The organism is Vibrio sp. 10N.286.51.E5 (assembly GCF_041469125.1).
In the GTDB taxonomy this organism is placed as follows: Bacteria; Pseudomonadota; Gammaproteobacteria; order Enterobacterales; family Vibrionaceae; genus Vibrio; species Vibrio crassostreae_C.
The window spans coordinates 68,761-88,663 of the sequence record NZ_JBFRJZ010000047.1 but is presented as its reverse complement, the minus strand read 5'-3'; the positions used below and the strand labels follow the sequence as shown (position 1 = coordinate 88,663).

At 43.7% G+C, this 19,903-nt stretch carries 15 protein-coding genes and 1 pseudogene; 14 read left to right on the top strand and 2 right to left on the bottom strand.

All coding sequences use genetic code 11. The features are described 5' to 3' along the window. Positions 1 to 111: 111 nt before the first annotated feature. From AB4161_RS17305 to aroC, 7 genes and pseudogenes are all read left to right on the top strand, one after another. Positions 112 to 687: a nitroreductase gene (locus tag AB4161_RS17305; RefSeq protein WP_372083708.1), complete on the top strand. Its 576-nt coding sequence runs from the start codon at positions 112 to 114 to the stop codon at positions 685 to 687. A gap of 32 nt (positions 688 to 719) precedes the next feature. After that, a complete protein-coding gene (locus tag AB4161_RS17300) occupies positions 720 to 1,418 on the top strand; it encodes an IucA/IucC family protein (protein WP_372083707.1) in 699 nt (232 codons plus the stop codon). A 181-nt stretch (positions 1,419 to 1,599) separates the two neighbouring features. Further along, positions 1,600 to 2,871: a serine/threonine-protein kinase gene (locus AB4161_RS17295; protein WP_372083706.1), complete on the top strand. Its 1,272-nt coding sequence runs from the start codon at positions 1,600 to 1,602 to the stop codon at positions 2,869 to 2,871. Between the two features lie 106 nt (positions 2,872 to 2,977). Next, positions 2,978 to 3,413, top strand: a pseudogene (gene tnpA, locus AB4161_RS17290) (IS200/IS605 family transposase). Positions 3,414 to 3,579: 166 nt separating this feature from the next. Next, positions 3,580 to 4,173 (top strand): ECF-type sigma factor, encoded by a 594-nt coding sequence (locus tag AB4161_RS17285; protein WP_017095020.1) that lies wholly within the window; start codon positions 3,580 to 3,582, stop codon positions 4,171 to 4,173. A 166-nt stretch (positions 4,174 to 4,339) separates the two neighbouring features. Continuing rightward, on the top strand, positions 4,340 to 6,535 hold the full coding sequence (locus tag AB4161_RS17280; protein WP_372083705.1) for a putative Ig domain-containing protein: 2,196 nt from the start codon (positions 4,340 to 4,342) through the stop codon (positions 6,533 to 6,535). A 240-nt stretch (positions 6,536 to 6,775) separates the two neighbouring features. Continuing rightward, positions 6,776 to 7,861 (top strand): chorismate synthase, encoded by a 1,086-nt coding sequence (gene aroC, locus AB4161_RS17275; RefSeq protein WP_004734182.1) that lies wholly within the window; start codon positions 6,776 to 6,778, stop codon positions 7,859 to 7,861. Positions 7,862 to 7,973: 112 nt separating this feature from the next. On the opposite strand, the gene AB4161_RS17270 is transcribed toward aroC, so the two are convergent. After that, complete coding sequence (locus AB4161_RS17270) at positions 7,974 to 8,597, bottom strand: trimeric intracellular cation channel family protein (RefSeq protein ID WP_004734183.1); 624 nt, start codon at positions 8,595 to 8,597, stop codon at positions 7,974 to 7,976. 299 nt (positions 8,598 to 8,896) lie between these two features. Between AB4161_RS17270 and AB4161_RS17265 the strand changes: the two genes are divergently transcribed. The 3 genes from AB4161_RS17265 to AB4161_RS17255 all read left to right on the top strand — a co-directional run bounded on the left by AB4161_RS17265 (position 8,897) and on the right by AB4161_RS17255 (position 10,397). Further along, positions 8,897 to 9,427 (top strand): elongation factor P hydroxylase, encoded by a 531-nt coding sequence (locus AB4161_RS17265; RefSeq protein ID WP_102433596.1) that lies wholly within the window; start codon positions 8,897 to 8,899, stop codon positions 9,425 to 9,427. A 9-nt stretch (positions 9,428 to 9,436) separates the two neighbouring features. Next, positions 9,437 to 9,700, top strand: coding sequence for a YfcL family protein (locus AB4161_RS17260; protein ID WP_017632537.1), 264 nt, complete (start codon positions 9,437 to 9,439; stop codon positions 9,698 to 9,700). Positions 9,701 to 9,875: 175 nt separating this feature from the next. Beyond that, positions 9,876 to 10,397, top strand: coding sequence for an NADPH-dependent FMN reductase (locus AB4161_RS17255; RefSeq protein WP_372083703.1), 522 nt, complete (start codon positions 9,876 to 9,878; stop codon positions 10,395 to 10,397). Positions 10,398 to 10,517: 120 nt separating this feature from the next. On the opposite strand, the gene mnmC is transcribed toward AB4161_RS17255, so the two are convergent. After that, positions 10,518 to 12,668 carry a bifunctional tRNA (5-methylaminomethyl-2-thiouridine)(34)-methyltransferase MnmD/FAD-dependent 5-carboxymethylaminomethyl-2-thiouridine(34) oxidoreductase MnmC gene (gene mnmC / locus AB4161_RS17250; protein WP_372083702.1) on the bottom strand — a complete coding sequence of 717 codons (2,151 nt, stop codon included), beginning with the start codon at positions 12,666 to 12,668 and terminating at the stop codon, positions 10,518 to 10,520. A gap of 56 nt (positions 12,669 to 12,724) precedes the next feature. Between mnmC and fabB the strand changes: the two genes are divergently transcribed. From fabB to AB4161_RS17230, 4 genes are all read left to right on the top strand, one after another. Continuing rightward, complete coding sequence (gene fabB / locus AB4161_RS17245; RefSeq protein WP_017070308.1) at positions 12,725 to 13,951, top strand: beta-ketoacyl-ACP synthase I; 1,227 nt, start codon at positions 12,725 to 12,727, stop codon at positions 13,949 to 13,951. Between the two features lie 485 nt (positions 13,952 to 14,436). Next, a complete protein-coding gene (locus tag AB4161_RS17240; RefSeq protein WP_017062351.1) occupies positions 14,437 to 15,570 on the top strand; it encodes a 4-phosphoerythronate dehydrogenase in 1,134 nt (377 codons plus the stop codon). Between the two features lie 12 nt (positions 15,571 to 15,582). Further along, positions 15,583 to 16,596, top strand: a complete 1,014-nt coding sequence (locus AB4161_RS17235; protein WP_017062350.1) for an aspartate-semialdehyde dehydrogenase — start codon at positions 15,583 to 15,585, stop codon at positions 16,594 to 16,596. A 207-nt stretch (positions 16,597 to 16,803) separates the two neighbouring features. Beyond that, on the top strand, positions 16,804 to 19,903 hold a 3,100-nt coding region (locus AB4161_RS17230), incomplete at its 3' end, for a FimV/HubP family polar landmark protein (RefSeq protein ID WP_372083701.1).

The following is a 19,903-nucleotide window of genomic DNA, read 5'->3' as shown; positions in this document are numbered from 1 at the left end:
GAAAACATTACGTTAGACGGGATTTGCGCTGAGCTTAGTGCTTAAGGTTCTGTCTATGAGGGAGTCTTTACTTCTTACTTTTACTACTAATCGGATATCGAAAACAACGTCATGGAATTGATTAAATTTCTTCAACAACGTGTCTCTTATCATGTTCATGAGTTATCTCTACCAGCTCCGGCTGGGTGTGATTTAGAGACCATACTGCAAACCGCAATGAGTACTCCAGATCATGGGAATCTTAACCCTTGGCATTTTCTAGTGATAGAGCATGAACAAGTTGAAGCACTGGTTGAATTATTGAGTGCCGCATGGGTTGCGTCTGATGTGAATGTAGATAAAGGGCAAGTCAAACGACTATCAAGTTATTTACGCCAAGCTCCGATGCTAGTTCTGGTCTCTGCAGAGATCAAACCACACAAAGAGATCTCACAACAAGATCAGATCCTTTCTGCGGCTGCAGCATGCCAAATGATACTCCTAGCAGCGGATGCGAGTGGTTACGGTAGCGTTTGGTATTCGACGGAAGCTGTGGACCTACCAAATGTGAAAGAACATCTGCACCTTAATGAGAGTCATGTTCCTGTGGGTTTCTTGGTACTAGGTACTCCTGCAGAAACACGTAAAAAGCGTAGACGGTGCGCAAAACCACTGACATCAAAATGGTCGCCACAGACGACCTATTAAATAATGAAATGAATCCTAAGAGATAGAGTTAAATGACGCATTTACTTACGATGCAGCACTTCCTAAATAGCTTGCTGCTTGAAACATCTGATTATCAAATTAAGGACAACAGTATTCATGTTGATTTGAACGGTCATGGGCAATTAGAGATTCCTCTTACCTATGTATCAGCCTCAGATCGTCATCGATATAGTGGAAAAGTACAGCTTCGAGAGCTAGATGAATTATCACAAATACCGTTTTCTCAGGCTGCTTCTTTGTTGGTTGATCGTTACTTCCCTGAAGTTGATAAAGATAAAAAAACGCTTTTTTTACAACGTGTTGAAAACTCAAATGATTATGTAGCGCGGGCATCTTCCGCATTGGTTTTGCGTCAATCTAAACATGATTTGCAAGGTTTTATCACTTCAGAACAGGCACTTAGTGGTGGACACAGTATGCATCCAGCACCCAAGTGTAATGAACCTCTAACCCAACAAGAGCAAGAAGCTTACTTACCTGAGTTCGCTGGTGATTTCGCCGTGGAATGGTTTGCCGTAAAAGAAGATAAGCTCGCTGGCGAATACGTTTCCGGGAGTTTGAAATATGAACTGAAAGAAATGTTTCTGAGCTGTCACGCTCAAGGTGGTTCTTTATTACCAGATGCAGAGTGGGTGCCAATTCCCATGCATCCTCTCCAAGCAAGAGAGTGGCGAAAAGCACTAGCAAATTGTCAGGTTTTTTGTATTTGAGGGCAATCTAATTTTCTTATTGAGATGTGATACGTTAACGCCTGAAATATCGCCACCTTCAATGTATACATTATTTATTAGTGTCTAATCATCGAAAACTGTATCAATTCATTTCTAGGCTATGTAAGTAGGTTGGTATTGTATTATATAAGATGAGTAGCAATTGTTACTGGCACTAGAAATGAATCCAGACCTCAGTAGTACCCAAGTTTTTTATCGCATGATTGATATGGATCCGAAAGAGTGGCAGTCAAGACTCTCGGAGCTAAGCCATGTTTCACCGCAAATGGCTCGAAGAGTTTCCGATTTACTTTTGTCATATGAACAACAGTGTTTGACTCAATTGTTAGATATCCATTTATCCTCTTCGGTGCCTGCGTTTCAATCATTTGAAAACGAAATAGTTGATGATCGTTACCTTATTGGACATGAACTAGGTAAAGGTGGCTTCGGGATGGTTTATTTTGCTTCACGGCGTGACCATTTGTTTGAGCATAACTACGCAGTTAAGTTTTTTAACGCCGAAGCGTTTAATATTTTAGGCAAAGACAAACTTTTCAACGAAGCTCAAATCATGGCAAACCTCAATCATTCCAATATTACGAAGGTTTATGACGCAGGTCTTCATAAAGGAGTTGCTTATATAGTAATGGAGTACGTTGATGGCTGTTTACTCGATGAATATCTGTCTACTAATTCACTTTCTTATGACCAAAAGCTTACGTTATTTCGAGATATTTGCCTTGCTATTGAGTATGCGCATGAGTTGAAAGTTCTACATGCTGACCTAAAACCTGAAAATATACTCATAAATGCTCATGGAGAACCTAAGGTTATTGATTTCAATCTTACTCAAACTCTTAGTTGTTCGCCTGATAACTCACTCAACTCCATTAAAGCGGTAAGTCGAATTTATGCTAGTCCAGAACAACTCACAGGTGAAAGTTTGGACGAAAGGTCTGACGTGTTCTCTTTAGGGCGGATCCTACAGAAGATGTTTCCAGATAAAATAGCGTCTAGAGATTTAATTCGAGTACATCAACATGCGACTAACGTAAACCGTTCTCGTCGATATCAAAGTGTTCGTGCTTTAGCAAATGATATCGAAAATGTAAGGCGTTGTTATCCATTAAATTATCGTAACAATAATAACGTTCATAAAGTGATTAAGTTTATTCAACGTTATCCTACCAAATCCGTGTATTTTTCTTTCTTTCTTACGATATTGACCGCATTTTTAGTGGCTTTCTCTATAGAGACGCACAATCTTAGTGCTCAAAAATTGCAACTTGATTCGGTTATATATGATGTCACATCAATGGCTTACCCATCAAGCCATACCTTACTTGATTGGGATGAAATTATTCACTCTCGAAATCTGAATATCGTTGACCTAGACGTTTACGTTGAAGACGTTAATTCAAATGGTCGTGACGGTTTAGTAGTTCCTTAAAACCACCGCCCTAGTCGGTGGTGATTGTTGCTTGAGGCTATGGCCTCGAGAAGTGCTCATGTTAGAAGTAATCTCTTATTCATCACAAGTAAGAGGAAACAACCACATGGGCGATTACAGAAATTCATCATATGTCTATTGGCGTTGCAAATACCATATAGTTTTGACCCAAAGTACAGATATAAGATTTTGAAAGATAAGGGTGGAAAGGAGCTTTATCGTTCAATCCATATCTTGTGCAATGTGAAAGACTGCGAGGTTTTAGAGTTAAATGTTCAACCAGATCATGTTCATCTTTCTGTCATTGTTTCTCCCAAGTTATCAGTCTTGAGTTTGTTAGGAGTTTTAAAGGGTCGAATAGCAATTAGACTTTTCAATAAATCCCCACATAAACGTAAGAAACTGTGGGGAAATTACTTTTGGGCTAGAGGTATTTTGCAGATACGGTTGGTGTGAATGAAGAAGTCATTCGGCGATATGTACGACATCAAGATAAACAGGACATAGAGTATGAACAACAACTGCAGTTATTGAAGAATTGATAGCGCGGACGCCCCCTTCTTGGGGGTTATAAAGCAAAACCGGCTTCTAAGAAGGCGGATATTTTTTGGATGAGGAATTATTCGATTCTTGGATTGCCACAGAAGACATGAACCTATTGGTTTACTTGTTGTGACTTCCCATTTAATTGTTTTAAAAGGTTAAATTTTGTCGACCATAAAAAAAATTCAGGAGCACAAGGGGCTTACTACTCTTATTTACCAATGGCAACATGGTTGCAAGCAGTCTGAAGCTGAATTGTATCGTTTTGCTTACTATCGGCTTAAAGAGTTAGCTCAATTACGACGTTATAAATGTGCAGAGGTATTTAATGAGCCTTTGATAGATACGAGCTCTACGACGACATTGACTCATGAGGCTTACTTGAAGATTGGCTCCGTTGGGAAGGGTGAGATAGAAGGGACGCGAGATTTTTTTTTGATGTCCGTTAAAGCTATGCAGCATATTCTCATTAATGACTCTTGGGCGTTGAAGGCTGATAAAAGAAAAAAGGGCAATTTAATGCGCATAGAAAATGCAATTTCGATTGAATACCTGCCCCTTGATAAACGCATTGAGTTAGAGAAGTCATTGATGGATTTTACGGAACGCTATCCACGACAATCTAATGTGCTGAAATTAAAATATTACATTGGCCTAAAGCATCAAGAGATCTGTGAACTATTAGATTGTAGCCACAGCCTGATTGAGAAAGATCTCAAATTTGCTAAGAGCTGGCTCCACAATAAATTGGCGGCTTAACTTTGCATAATTGGAAAAATTTAGAAATTATTTTACGGGTTTTCCATTATTCCCTGTACCTTGCGAGTTCCAAGTAAACCTCTAAAAATAGTGATGTTTTAATTATCACAGCCTACTGAAGTTGGCTGTATGAAGACTCATTGAATAGGTTTAATAAGGAACAATAATGAAAAAGCAAGGCTTGCTCGCAGCGTCAATTGCAATGGCTTTGGTTGGGTGTGGTTCAGACAGCGATTCGTCGAGCAACCCAACGACGTTTTCTATCACGGCCATTGATGGTTATTTGGCGTATGCTAATGTCAGGGTTGATACGACCCAAGATGGTATTTGTGATACGGACTTAACAGGCAAGAGTAGTCAAACTGATGTCGATGGTAAGGTAAACATTCCAGTTGCGCATCAAGGTGCCGTGGTCTGTGTTGAGGCAGTTGCAGGTCAAACAATAGACAGCAACCGTGGTCTTGTTCAACACGACTTCACACTAGCTAATGCGGGCAGCGGCGCAATCATTAACCCAATGACGAACATGGTGAACAAACTGCTAGCTGCAGACTCGGAGTTGACAGTAGCTGAAGCTGAGGAGCAAGTAGTTGCTGCTATCACGGGTGACGAAGGTCTTGAGGTGTCACAAGCACTTATTTTTGGTGACTACATTGCAGATACCACAGAGCAAGCAGAAGCACTTAACCTGATTGGCGAAGTGTTGGTCGATCATTCTGACGGAGATATCGAAACTAAGCTGAAGCTGACTGAAGCTATGGCAGAAGCAACACAAGAGATCATTGAAGCCGATGATCAAACGCTTGATGATTACTCGCCAATTATTAATATTCCACCGGGTGGCGGCGATATCATCGTTTTACCAAACACCCGACCAAAAGTTGTCGGTACCACTGAGCCCGTTGAATTGACGCTGGGTGAAGCATGGCGCCCATACAATGTTAGCGACAAATTCCAAGACGCCGAAGGCGATGACATGTCCTTCACTATGACTGTCGTTGATGGTGATGGTAATAATGGTCTGTCTATAGACTCGGAAACAGGCATGATTACGGGTGAACCAGAGGGTGCAGGCAGCTTTATTTACCATATCTTTGCGACCGATGAGCACGAGGCACGTTCATACCCACTGACCTTTGAAGTAACCGTGTTAACGGATAACCAGCCTCCAGTTGTAGATGAGGGCGAGCTTGCATACCTACAGTCGGAGATGAATGTATGGATGCTAACAGAAGGCGAGTCGCTGACGGATACGCTGGATGTAAGCGCGCTGTTCAAAGATCAAGATGGTGACGCCTTAAACTACAAAGTGGCAACCACGCTATCAACGACTTCACGTACGGGCTTTAATGCTCTAGTAAGCGAGCAAGGCGTGGTGAGTTTCTCTGGTTTGCTTCCTCGTTCTTCGGCAGCTGACAAAGAAACACTCACGGTTTCAGTCAATGATGGCGTCAATAGTGAGTGGGTCTCGGCAACGTTGAGCTTCCCGGTTATTGAAGAAGCGCCATTACCACCAGGTGATTCTCACCCATTAGAAGACAACACATGGTACTTCTTAGAGCGAGGTTCTAACGGTACAAACTACGCTCAAGTGTGGTGTGACACAGTACGCTTTGAAGATGGTGAGATCTTCTACAATGATCGTGACCTAAGCAATAAGGCAGAATGTACAACAGAGGCGACGCTAAAAGTTGGTACTTATATTGTCGAAGGTGACACTTTGGTCGGTTCATTTGTCGATGACGGCGAAGTGATGACCATGAGTTACGACCTAACCAATGATTATGATAGTAACTTAATCTCACAGGGTGCCCTGACTATGCTCTGGACTGAGGATGGTGAATCTAGTCGTTATGTTGGCTTTAGTAACAAAGCGGATGCAGAAAAGCGTATTCAAGTTAAATCCAGTGATGGCCCTGAGTTGCGAGATGCTGACCTATATTGGCCTGGTGAACAAGACCACCAATACGAGCTTATCTCTACGTCATTACAGATGAGTACAGCCGAGCTTTCATCTGGTAATTCACACGACTATATCAAGGTATGGATGAATGGTATTAGCTGTGATGGACTGCTGAGCTCGCACAATGGCGATGCGGCTATTTTTGAAAGGTTCACTGTGACGTCTGAATCCATTTCAGCAAGCAACGGTGATACTTTAAACCCACAATTTTGTGACGATGTATTTGACGAGGGTAGAACGAATGCGGTGCTTTCATTCTTGTTTGGGATGAATAATAGCTACTCACTTGAATTAGATGAAAACTACAGCATCATTGGCAAAATCAGTGATGAGTGGAGTCAGTACATTACCGATGTGAACTTTAATATGGTGTGGGATGGTTCATCGAACGACGATTAATTTGAACGCTTGAGTTAGTCGCACATTGAATGCCAAGTGAATCAAAGGTATTGAAAGAAGGAAGCCTAGTGATGGGCTTCCTTTTTTATTTTTCGATAAACTGACAATTGTTCGTTTTTTGGGGTTTACATCATTTGGTAATAAAGCCACTATGAATTCACGAAGAATAGACAAGTAAAGCTATTAGCCAGTCGGTTTAGGAATCAAACCTTCTGATTGATGGCTGATTTAGAGGAAGCAATGGCAGGAAACAGTATCGGACAACACTTTCGAGTGACCACATTCGGAGAGAGTCACGGTATCGCACTAGGATGTATCGTAGATGGGTGCCCACCAGGATTAGAAATTACCGAAGCAGACCTTCAAAGAGATTTGGATCGTCGTCGCCCTGGTACTTCTCGTTATACAACGGCTCGCCGTGAAGCGGATGAAGTGAAAATCTTATCAGGTGTGTTTGAAGGCCAAACTACGGGCACTTCTATTGGTCTATTAATTGAAAATACAGACCAACGCTCTAAAGACTATTCCGAAATTAAAGACAAGTTCCGCCCTGGACACGCTGACTATACGTACCATCAAAAGTACGGTGTGCGTGATTACCGTGGCGGTGGTCGTTCTTCAGCTCGTGAAACTGCAATGCGTGTAGCGGCAGGTGCAATTGCGAAGAAATACCTAAAACAAGAATTTGGTGTTGAAATCCAAGCTTACCTTTCTCAAATGGGTGATATCTCAATTGATAAAGTGGATTGGAACGAGATTGAAAACAACGCTTTCTTCTGCCCTGATGCCGACAAAGTACCGGAATTTGACCAACTGATTCGTGACTTGCTAAAAGAAGGCAACTCGATTGGTGCGAAGATTCAAGTGGTTGCGACTAAAGTGCCTGTAGGCCTTGGTGAGCCAATTTTTGATCGTCTAGATGCTGACATTGCTCACGCTCTAATGAGCATCAATGCGGTGAAAGGTGTTGAGATTGGTGATGGCTTTGACGTCGTTAATCAACGCGGTAGTGAACACCGTGATCCATTAACGCCAGAAGGTTTCAGCAGCAACCATGCTGGCGGTATCTTAGGTGGTATTTCTACTGGCCAAGATATTGTTGCAAGCATTGCGCTTAAACCAACATCAAGCATTACCGTTCCTGGTGACACGATCACCAAAGACGGTGAAGCAACGCAACTAATCACTAAAGGTCGTCATGACCCATGTGTAGGTATCCGTGCCGTGCCGATCGCAGAAGCGATGTTAGCGATTGTATTGCTTGATCACTTGCTACGTCACCGTGGTCAAAACTTTGGTGTGACAACTGAAACGCCAAAAATCTAGTTCTGCTTCGTTGTAATCAGAACAGATTTGAAACTGATTTGATAAAAACAAAGAGGGTTGCTTCGTGATGAAGCAACCCTCTTTATATTCTGCGTAATTGAGAATATATCATTTAATGTACCGAGCTTTCAGGATCAAGCTGGAACGAAGGTAAACGCCACTTGAATCGTACAGCTGCCATACGCAGCAAGTAACCAACTACAAGCGTCACAATCGTCGCGGTTACGTCGTTAATGCCAAGTTCAAGCAAACCTAGATATAAACCTGAAGCGACAAGTGCAACAGAGGCATACAGCTCTTCATGCAACACCAATGGTGTTTGACGACAGATAAGGTCGCGCAGTAAACCACCAAAGACACCCGTGACTAGCGCAGACACCATGCAGATCATTGGATGTAGACCCATGGTCATCGCTACCTTAGTACCAATGATACTGAACACGATAAGCCCTAGTGCATCTAAACGAATGAATAGCCCTTTGAGCTTGATAACCCATTTAGCCAGTCCGGTTGTAATAACTCCTGCGATACAGGTGATTGCCAGATACTGTGGGTTTTCAACCCAACCTAAAGGGTAATGGCCGAGTAAGATATCTCGTACTGTACCGCCGCCAATTGCTGTTGCACTGGCAACCAACATTACACCAAACCAATCCATTTTTTGTTTGCCAGCACTGAGAGCGCCGGTCATGGCTTCTGCCGTGATGCCAATGATATACAAAACACTTAGTAGCATTGCTGTAGCTCTATAATATAGGTCTATAAATTGGAGTCTTATAGGCCTTAGGGATATAAAAATGAAGCGCGAGTGTAGTAGTAAAAACGCTGATTGACGAATGAATATTTGTACCGTGAATGGGTGTTTCAGATTAGCTAAACTAATCATTCGCCTCAAAGTAGTGTAATCTGGGATCAGCAATCGATTGTCACAGTAAAGTATTGGGGGCAACCTAATGCCATTGCTCGTGATAGGGCTTTACCGAGCGCTTAAAAAAACGCAAAATGCCCCGGTTCTTTTTACTTAAATTTGATTTTATGACGCACCAATACCCAGACATCATCGATATTTTCAATCAAACCTTTTTCGAGAGTTACAATACCAAACTCGAACTGGGTGCAGACGAGCCTATTTACCTGCCAGCCGATGGGGAGGTTCTTCATCACCGTATCGTATTTGCTCGCGGATTTTATGCGTCTGCACTTCACGAGATAGCGCACTGGTGTGTCGCTGGTCCTGAGCGTCGTTTGTTGGAAGATTTTGGCTATTGGTATGAGCCTGATGGTCGAACTGAGTCGGTTCAAGCTGAGTTTGAAAAAGTAGAAATTCGCCCACAAGCGTATGAATGGATCATTGCGATGAGTGCAGGCTTTCCTTTTAATGTCAGCTGTGACAATCTACACGGCGATTTTGAGCCAGATCGTTTGGCCTTTATGAATAAAGTACACAGCGAAGTCATGGGTATCTTTGAAGCTGGTCTTCCGCCTCGCGTAAAAATGCTCTCTGAAGCATTACGCAGCTTCTACGATGTAGAACCTTTATGTACTAGCCAATTTATTGTGAAATAAGAGAATATTATGATTATCGAATTTGAAGAAAAACTACTTGAAGTAATTGATGCTCGCATTGAAAACGCATCAGACGATGAACTGTTTGCTGGTGGTTACTTACGTGGTCATATTTCTCTGTCAGTGGCTTCATGTGAAGAAGAAGGCATTGAAGACGTAGCTGAAGTAAAAGCACGCATCGAGAAGAGCCTAGATGACGCTCGCTCTGAACTAACGCCAGCAGATCGCACCATCGTTAATGACCTTTGGGTTGAACTGCAAAACCAAGCTTAATAGCTAACAATTTATCACTATCCGCTCAGTCCCTTCCTTTCCATTTTGCTGAGCTGTTAGTTATTTGAGACTCATTCGAAATTTTTGAATGAGTCCGTTCAATCCTTGTGATGGTTCCATTTTCTGACTACGTTATTCTAATCCCACTTAACGGATTTACAGAAAAGGTCACATCATGAAAGTTATCGCATTCGGCGCAAGCACAAGCTCTACTTCTATCAACAAAACTCTAGCAACTTACGCAGCTAACTTGATTGAAGGTGCTGAAGTTAAAGTTCTAAACATCAACGATTACAACGTTCCTATGTTCAGTGAAGACACTGAAAAAGAGATTGGCCAAGCGGAAGGCGCACAAGCATTCTTACGTGATTTAGCTGAAGCAGATGCGTTTGTTATCTCTTTTGCTGAGCACAACGGCCACTACCCAGCTGCGTACAAAAACCTATTTGATTGGGCGACACGCATTGAGCGCTTTGTGTTTGGCGAGAAGCCGGCGGTTTACCTAGCGACTTCACCTGGCCCAGGCGGTGCACAAACGGTACTTGGCGCAGCAACAGGTTCAGCGCCATACTTTGGCGGAAACGTAAAAGCGTCAGTTTCAGTACCAAGCTTCTACGATAACTTTGATTTTGAGTCTGGTTCTATCAGCAACGAAGAGATTGCTCAGCAGATCAAAGACGCGGTTGCTAAGCTGTAAATACAAGTTAGATCAACACGAACAACAAAAAGCCCGAGGGACATAATGTCGCTCGGGCTTTTTAGCTTTTAGTTTCAGGTATTTCCAATATTTAGATATTCAGAATAGTTGAACTAGAAACTACTGATTTGTTTTTGAGTGCTTATCTGCAACCCAGCCAGCGGTTAATGCTTTACCTTTACGCAGCCTGCGTACCCACATTCTGCTTGGGTGAATCGCTTCAAGCACATCGACAGGTAAGGGAAGCGGATCGCCACAAATTTGTGATGCTAACACTTCAGCCAATAATGGCGCAGAGCTCAAGCCACGTGAGCCTAATCCGATAAAACAGTATAGGTTAGGGAAGCTTGTCACCGTTTCAACATCATCAACCGAGTCACGCTGTGGGTTAAAGTTGTGTAGATCTTGGTACTGATCTTTAATGGCTTCGAAATCGCCCACATTGCCAACAAATGGCAAGTGGTCACGGCTCACGCTACGGATACCTTGGCGCGCTAGGTTGCTACTGGTATCGACATCTTTTGTCCATGCTTGGTCTGGCAGTGACCCATGCAGACGCTCGCCATTATGTTGCTGAACCTCAATATCAAACTCTTGGTCGATGTTGGTTTTGTCGTAGTTTGCGCCAATACAATGGTGTCCATTGTTTGGGTTTTGTGGTGTTAAGTAACCATCAAAGCACAACACGGTTTTTAGTTTACTGAGGTTATCCGTGGTCGGAATGTGGCTCACTTGACCTTTAACCGGTGTCAGTGGTACTGGCTGAGTCTGCTCAAACTGAGTGAACTTGTGGCCGTTCGCAACCACCACTTGGTCATGCTTGGTTTGAATCTCACCTTGTGGTGTCTCAATGATGAGCAACCATTGTTGTTCAGTTTCGAGCCATTCTAGTTGAGTCACTTGATGTTGATAGTGAGTGCTAACTTGGTGGGTCTCTTCTAACTTCCCGATCAGGCCTTGTGTCAGTTGCAGAGGGCTCAACCAACCACCCAGTGGGAAGTAAACGCTCTCTTTATCGACGGGTAAGCCAATCTTTTCGTTGGCTTGCTCTGGCGATAAACGCTGAATCAGGTCGGTGTGGAAGTTGCCTTCCAACATGCGGTTGAGCTTTTTAGTGGAGCCTTGATCCCACATCAAGATGTTCACGCCACACCAACTGTGATCAAATTGAATAGACTGAGCCGCTTGATTAATAAATTGACGAGCAAACAGTAATCCCGGGCCAAACACGCGAGACACGTTCGAGGTCGCTTCGCTTAATAGCGGGTAAATCGCACCTTGGTTGTTACCTGAGGCATTGCCCGCAGCTTGTGGATGTTCACAATAAAGGGTGATGTTTTTACCACGACGGCTTAGCGTTTTGGCTAATGCAGCACTGGCGACACCACCACCAATGATCGCAATGTCTTGGGATTCAGTGTGTTGAGCGAGGCCATACCAAGGTTTGATGTTGGTGTGAGCGTGCTTTTCGCCAAGTCGGCCGGCGATCATTTCTCGCTTAGTACCAAAGCCTTTGACCTTTTTCATTTCAAAGCCAGCTTCAATTAAGCCACGGCGAACAAAGCCAGCAGCGGTGAAGGTGGCGCAGCTACAATCTTGCTTAGCGAGCTTAGCCATGCCGTTGAATAGGTTTTGATTCCACATCTCTGGGTTCTTGCTCGGAGCAAAACCGTCTAAGAACCAAGCATCAACCAAACCTTCACGCGGGGTTGGTACGTTGGGCATGCAATCTTTAATATCGCCAAACCACAAATCAAGCGTGATTGCACCGTCGCCCAGCACAATGCGGTGACATTCAGGTAGAGCAATAGGGTAGTGTTCTTGGAGTTGCGTCGCATACTCGGCTAATTCTGGCCACGATTGGTGTGCTTTGATGAGATCCTCTTTATTTAAAGGATATTTTTCAAAACTGATGAAATGTAACTCTTTGGTCATCGCTTGTGGGTTATCTTTAAGAAAAGCATCGAACCATTGCCAAACTGCAAGAAAGTTCAAACCTGTGCCAAAGCCGGTTTCAGCAATCACAAAGCGGCGTTGTTCATGTTCAAGCCAACGCTCTGGAAGGTGGTTTTGCTTTAAAAAGACGTAGCGAGTTTCTTCTAAACCGTTAACATTGGAGAAGTAAACGTCGTCAAATTGGTCTGAAACTGGCGTGCCAGACTCATTCCATTCCAGTTCTGCATTAGTAATTGAAGTCATAAAATCTATCATTTTGTGATTTGAAGCGATATGTTGGTAGGGATTGTACGAATTTCTAGGAAAGCTGACCACTTTTGTTAGGCTTCTTAGTTATCATCTAGCTGAATTTAGAATTATAGGAATGTCACATGAAACGAGTCGTAATCACCGGTATGGGTATTGTTTCAAGTATCGGTAACAACGTCGAAGAAGTTTTAGCATCACTGAAAGAGGGTAAATCTGGTATTACCGCTTCAGAGCAGTTCAAGGAAAATGGCTTGCGCTCTCAAGTATGGGGTAACCTAAAAATGAACCCTGCTGACCATATCGATCGCAAAAAAATGCGCTTTATGGGTGATGCAGCGGCATTCGCTTATCTTTCAATGGAGCAAGCAATTGCTGATTCTGGCTTAACTGAAGATCAAGTATCTAATGACCGCACGGGTATCGTTGCGGGTTCAGGTGGTGCTTCATCTCTAAACCAAGTAAACGCGGTAGACATCATCCGTGAGAAAGGCGTGAAGCGCGTTGGTCCATACATGGTTCCACGTACAATGGCTTCTACGGTTTCTGCTTGTCTAGCAACTCCTTTCAAAATCCGTGGTGTGAACTACTCTATGAGCTCTGCATGTGCGACATCTGCACACTGTATTGGTCACGCAATGGAGCTTATCCAACTTGGTAAGCAAGACGTTGTATTCGCTGGTGGCGGTGAAGAACTGGATTGGTCTCTGACTATGATGTTCGACGCAATGGGCGCACTTTCTACTAAGTACAACGACACGCCAGAGCTGGCTTCTCGTACCTACGATGCAGACCGTGATGGTTTCGTTATCTCTGGTGGCGGCGGCATGTTAGTTATCGAAGAGCTTGAGCACGCTGTTGCTCGTGGCGCAAAAATCTACGGTGAAATCGTAGGCTACGGCGCAACTTCAGATGGCTACGACATGGTTGCTCCTTCTGGTGAAGGTGCGGTTCGTTGTATGAAGATGGCGATGCAAAACGTTGATGGCGTTGATTACGTGAACACTCACGGTACTTCAACTCCAGTTGGCGACGTTAAAGAGCTAGGCGCTATCCAAGAAGTTTTCTCTCAAGGTAATGGCGGTGGCAACAGCCCAGCAATTTCTGCAACTAAAGCGATGACAGGTCACGCTCTAGGTGCTGCTGGCGTACACGAAGCTATTTACTCAACGCTAATGCTAGATAACGGCTTTATCGCTCCAAGCATTAACGTTTCGAACCTAGACGAAGCTGCTGCTGGCCTAGACATCGTAACTGAAGCTCGTGATCAAGAGCTAACTACAGTTATGTCTAACAGTTTTGGTTTCGGCGGTACGAACGCAACGCTAGTAATCAAAAAGTACCAAGCTTAACTTAAGCTTGAGTTACAGAGACAAGGTTAATCGTTAAAGGGTTGCGCTAGTGCCGATTCAACACGCACAGGTCACCCAGTAATAATGACCATCAGAACAAAGTTTTTAGACGCAGGTTGGTAAACGTGTTTTTTGAACATAGTTTTTAAATCTGGGTTTAGAGATTGAAAGGTTTCCAGAGCTTGACCAGTACTGACTTTGGTTAGTACTGGTTGAACAGACGCAAGACTCTGTCTCCTGGAGAGCGAGATAGGATCCTTTTGTTCTGGATGTTTGCCCGATTGTTTATTCAATCGGGCATTTTTCGTTTTAGCCGTTTGATCTTGGGTGTTCACTCTGGTTTCGGTTCTTGTCTGCCAAGGTTAGGTGATTCAGCCCTTTATTTATAATGTATTCCAATTGCTACTCGACACCGTGTGTGGAATTTTGCACAATCATTTCAATTCACATTTAGGTCGATAGACCCCAACAAAAGTACTCGCCAAATGAAAATCTTAATCGACGAAAATATGCCTTACGCTGAAGCGCTTTTTAGCCAGCTAGGGGAAGTGACAATGAAGTCTGGTCGCACACTTACTGCTGACGACCTAGTTGACGTAGACGCATTGATGATTCGCTCTGTTACCAAGGTAAACGAGTCATTGATCAGCAAAGCCAATAAGCTGAAGTTTGTCGGTACTGCGACGGCTGGTATGGACCATGTTGACCAAGAATTGATGAAAGAGCGTGGCATTTTCTTTACTGCGGCGCCTGGCTGTAACAAGGTGGGTGTTGCTGAGTACGCATTCAGTGCGATGATGGTGCTTGCGCAACAGCAAGGCTTTTCTGTTTTTGATAAAACGGTTGGTATTATCGGCTGTGGTCAAGTGGGCAGTTACTTAGCGAAGTGCCTTGAAGGTATTGGTATCAAAGTTCTGCTGAACGACCCTCTAAAACAGCAAGAGGGTGATACTCGCGAATTTACTGAGTTAGAGACTTTGCTTGAACAATCAGACGTTATTACATTACACACGCCAATCACTAAGACGGGTGAGTATCCAACGCATCACTTGATCAGTGAGCAAGTGCTGAACAACTTACGTGCTGATCAAATCCTGATTAATGCAGCTCGCGGTCCTGTGGTTGATAACCAAGCGCTAAAAGCTCGCCTGCAAAAAGCCGATGGTTTCACTGCAGTGCTTGATGTGTTTGAGTTTGAACCTGAAGTCGACTTTGAGCTTCTTCCGTTACTCGCTTTTGCAACGCCTCACGTAGCGGGCTACGGTTTAGAAGGTAAAGCGCGTGGTACCACGATGATCTTCAACAGTTATTGTGAATTTTTAGGTACTGAACAGCGTGCGTATGCAAGCGACTTATTGCCGACAGCGCCTGTACCTCAAATGAAATTAGATAGAGCTTGGGATGAAGCAACACTGCACAATTTGACTCAGTTGATCTATGATGTGCGCAAAGACGACGCCTTATTCCGTCGCAATATCGTTACGCCGGGTTCTTTTGACAAGATGCGTAAAGAATATTGGGACCGCAGAGAGTACAGTGCAGTCGAGTTAACGGGCGACGAATCTTGTAATTTAACGCCGTTATCTAAACTCGGTTTTATGGTAAAGCCAACTTTATAAAAGAGAGAAACAATGAGCCAAGAATTTAATATTGCTATTTTAGGTGCGACTGGTGCGGTTGGTGAAACCATTCTTGAAGTACTTAAAGAGCGTAAATTCCCTGTCGGTGAAATGCACTTACTAGCAAGTGAACGTAGTGAAGGCAAAACTTCCCGTTTTAACGGCAAAACAATACAAGTACAAAACGTAGAAGACTTCGATTGGTCTCAAGTACATATTGCGTTTTTCTCTGCAGGTAGCGAGCTTTCAGAGCGTTGGGCTCCAATTGCGGCTGATGAAGGTGTGGTTGTCATCGATAACACATCACGCTTCCGTTACGAATACGATGTTCCTCTGGTTGTGCCTGAAGTGAACCCTGAAGCGATTGCTGAGTTCCGTAACCGTAACATCATCGCGAACCCTAACTGCTCGACTATCCAAATGGTAGTAGCGCTAAAACCAATTCACGATGAAGTGGGCCTTGAGCGTATTAACGTTTCAACTTACCAATCTGTGTCTGGTGCAGGTAAGCCAGGTATCGATGAGCTAGCGGGTCAAACGGCTAAGCTTCTTAACGGTATGCCAGCTGAAAACTCAGCGTTCTCACAACAAATCGCTTTCAACTGTATTCCTCAAATCGATGAATTTACAGAGAATGGCTACACGCGTGAAGAGATGAAGATGGTTTGGGAAACTCAAAAAATCTTTGCTGACTCTTCAATCACAGTGAACCCGACTTGTGTCCGCGTACCAGTATTTTACGGTCACGCAGAATCTCTACACATTGAAACTCGCGCACCAATCGGTGCAGAGCAAGTGGTTCAGCTTCTAGAGAATACAGAAGGTGTTGAAGTATTCCAAGCTCTAGACTTCCCAACTCAAGTTCGTGATGCAGGTGGTAAAGACCACGTAATGGTTGGTCGTATTCGTAACGACATCAGCCATCACAGTGGCGTAAACATGTGGGTTGTCGCTGATAACGTTCGTAAAGGCGCAGCAACAAACGCAGTTCAAATCGCTGAAGTTCTGATTCGCGATTACTTCTAAGCTTTATTGCTTTGATAAAAAAGCCTCACTCTTTAGTGGGGCTTTTTTAATCGATTAAAAATATTGTTAGTCAAATTGTGTGAAATTGCTGCGAATATTGTTGCTGCAACACATTTTTTGTTTTCATCTCTATAGTTTTACGTCATTTATCCGATATATTTAATAGATCATCACTTTTCCGAATTTAAGCACCTAGCTGAGCCTTTTATGTTTCAAATTTTCAAGCCGTGGTTAATGCCTTTTGCCTTTATCATTGCGACTCAGATTTCCGTTGTTCGTGCAGATTCCATTCGAGTTGTAGGGCCTAATGGCCAGATACAATCAGCGCCTACGTTTTCAGAACCACTTCAAAGAGCGCAATCAAATAGCGCTGAGCCTTCACGTTTCTATGGTCCAACTCGCGGCTCAGAAACATTGTGGTCTATTGCCTCAAAGTTACGCCCTGATAACTCCGTTTCAGTCCAACAAACTCTGTTGGCTATTTATCGCTTAAACCCACAAGCGTTTGAAAACCAGAATATCCATAGCCTGCTGCCTGCGAGCAATCTACGCGTGCCTTCTTTAGATCAAGCACGTGCAAGCTCGACGCAGCAAGCTATCAACATCATGAACTCACATCTTGCTAAGCTTGATGCTCCTGCAAGTAAGCCTGTCGCTTCAAAACCCAAAGCGCCGAGTTCTGATGCAAAAAATGTTACTCCTGCTAAGCAAGTAAGCACTACTGAAACTGCTAAAAAGCCATTGTCTCCAACTCAATCATCTCTAGCTCAATCTGCACCAACCCAAGAGATGAACAAGTTAGAGAAGCAGCTAGAGCTTTCAGAAACTGAACTGCTGTCACTTGAAGAGAAAAATCACCAACTTCGTTTGATGTTATCGAATGTTCAATCGGAAGTGGATGAGCTAAAAACAGAGCTCAGTGATGAAGACCGCATTCGTAGCGAAGTGGAAAAGCTGCTTGATGAAGAGCGCAGAAAGAACGCCGAAATTGAAAAGATGGCACCAAGTGTCATGGACGAACTGTTATCGAATGGTTGGTTAGTGGCGGCTCTTGCGATTATTCCAGGTCTGCTCATTGGTTTGATCGTTGTGATGCTGTTAGGCCGTCGTTCTAAAAATGATGAGCAACAGCAGACGACTCAAGAACAACCGCTCCAGCCAGAACCAAGTACCGTTGCACCTATTACATTGGGCGACGAGATGGACGACCTTAACGAGCTGTCTTTAGATGATGACTTGTTTGGTACGGAAGATGACGCCAACAAGCTGTTTGACGATCAAGCGCTAGCCGAAGAGGATGATGTCTTTGCTGGTTTAGATGAATCTGATCTCGATTTCAATCTAGATGGTGAAGACGATGACCCATTTGCGAGCATTGGCGAAAACGGTGATTTAGACACCAACTTCGACGATCTAGATTTAGACAGCAGCAACGGCATTAGTGTTAATGGCGAAGAGAAAGCGCTTGGCCTTGAAGAGATGGAACGTGCGCTAGACAAAACAGCGGAAAGCGCCGTCGATACTGATGATGTCGACTTTGATCTTTCTGATGATAACGCAATGTCTGCTGATGACATTGAAGCTTTACTATCTCAAGAGTCTGAAACTGAAGATCTCGGTTCCAACGAGCTAGACCAATCTTTATTAGATGATCTGTTTGCTCTTGATGACGAAGATGACGACAGCTTCGATATTGATGCTCTGATTTCGGAAGAGCAAAGTGATTCGCCTTCTAGCACTGAAACACCAGCAAGCGATGATTTTGACATCGATGCGCTTATCTCTGAGCAACAAAGTGAGACTAAGCCTGTTGATTTGAGCAATGACGATTTTGATATTGATGCTCTAATCTCTGAACAACAGTCCCCTGAGCCAGCTTCACCGACAGCGAATGATGATATTGATGACATCTTTGCCCAAGTTGCTGCTCAGAACGATCAAGCGAATGACCCTTTCAACCTCGATAGCGACGATGAGATTGCCACTAACCTAAACAGTGGTTTGGCGTCTGATGATGATATCGAAAACATTCTGTCTCAGTTCGATAAGCCCATCGTAAATGAAGAACCTCAAGACAGCGTTGATCTGCTTGATGAGCAACTGGCAGGCGATGACGTAGACCTAAGTAACTCGACAGACCTTCTTGATGAGATGCTAGGGGACGATTCGGATGATGAGTCTGAAAGCGAACCTCTTGGCTTTGATTCTCTGTCTGAGCTTGAAGAGCTTTCTGGTTTATCGACCGATGATGACATCAACATCGCAGAAGACAGCACGGAAACCTTGGATGAATTAATAGGTGACTCTGACGACGATGATTTCGAACTCGACGCCGAAAGTACCGACTTATTGGATGATTTCCTTGATAGTGAATTGTCAGATGATGAGCTTTTAGCGGATGCATCAAAATCAGAATCTCTAGACCCATTTGATGACTTACTGACAAGTGGCATTGAAGACGAGCTTGAATCTGAAGATAAGACGTTTGATAAAGAGTTAGACGCAGCCTTTGGTTTGGACAACGCCAATGAGGAGCCTAAAAAGGACTCAGACGTTGAGCTTACTCCGTTAACCTCTGAAGGTGAGCCTGAGCAAGATCCGGACATTAGTGAAACACTACAACCTGAAGTCGTTACTGATGAATCGTTAGATTCGGAACTGATTCAAGACAGCGCTGACGTTAAGCCAGAAAATGATGAAGCCTTTAATCGTGATGGTTTTATCGATGATTTGTTCGGTGTTGCACCAGCAACGGATGCTTTGCTTGATGACTCGCTAGAAACAACAGACGAAGCGTTGATTGATGAGTTAATGACTTCTGATGACAATGATTTGTTGTCAGCAATAGAAGAGCCTGTTGAACCATCAATTGAAAATACGGTTGAATCAGAGCAAGCGCCTCTTTCAAACAGCAACGAAGTATCAGCGCAAGAAACCGCATCATCGGTGGAGGATGATAAATTGGATATCGACTCGCTGTTATCTGAGAATTCTGATTTTGATAAACCAGATTTTGAAGAGCGAGTTCAAGAAGAAAGCGCACAACAAGAATCTGAGCCGAAAGGAACCGACGTCCAAGAACAGCGTGAAGACATTGCTGCTAGCTCTGAAGAGCAAGCTTCGCCATCCTCTTTAAATGATATCTCTGAAGATGATGAAGAGACGGTTGAAGACTGGCTAGCTGAGGCTATCGACGATGTAGAGTCGCCAGCTAACGTTACCTCTGATTTTGACTTTGAACCGAAAATCCAAGGTAGCGATCAGCTTGAAGATGTCGTTGAATCCTTGCCAGAGCCAGAGCCAGAGC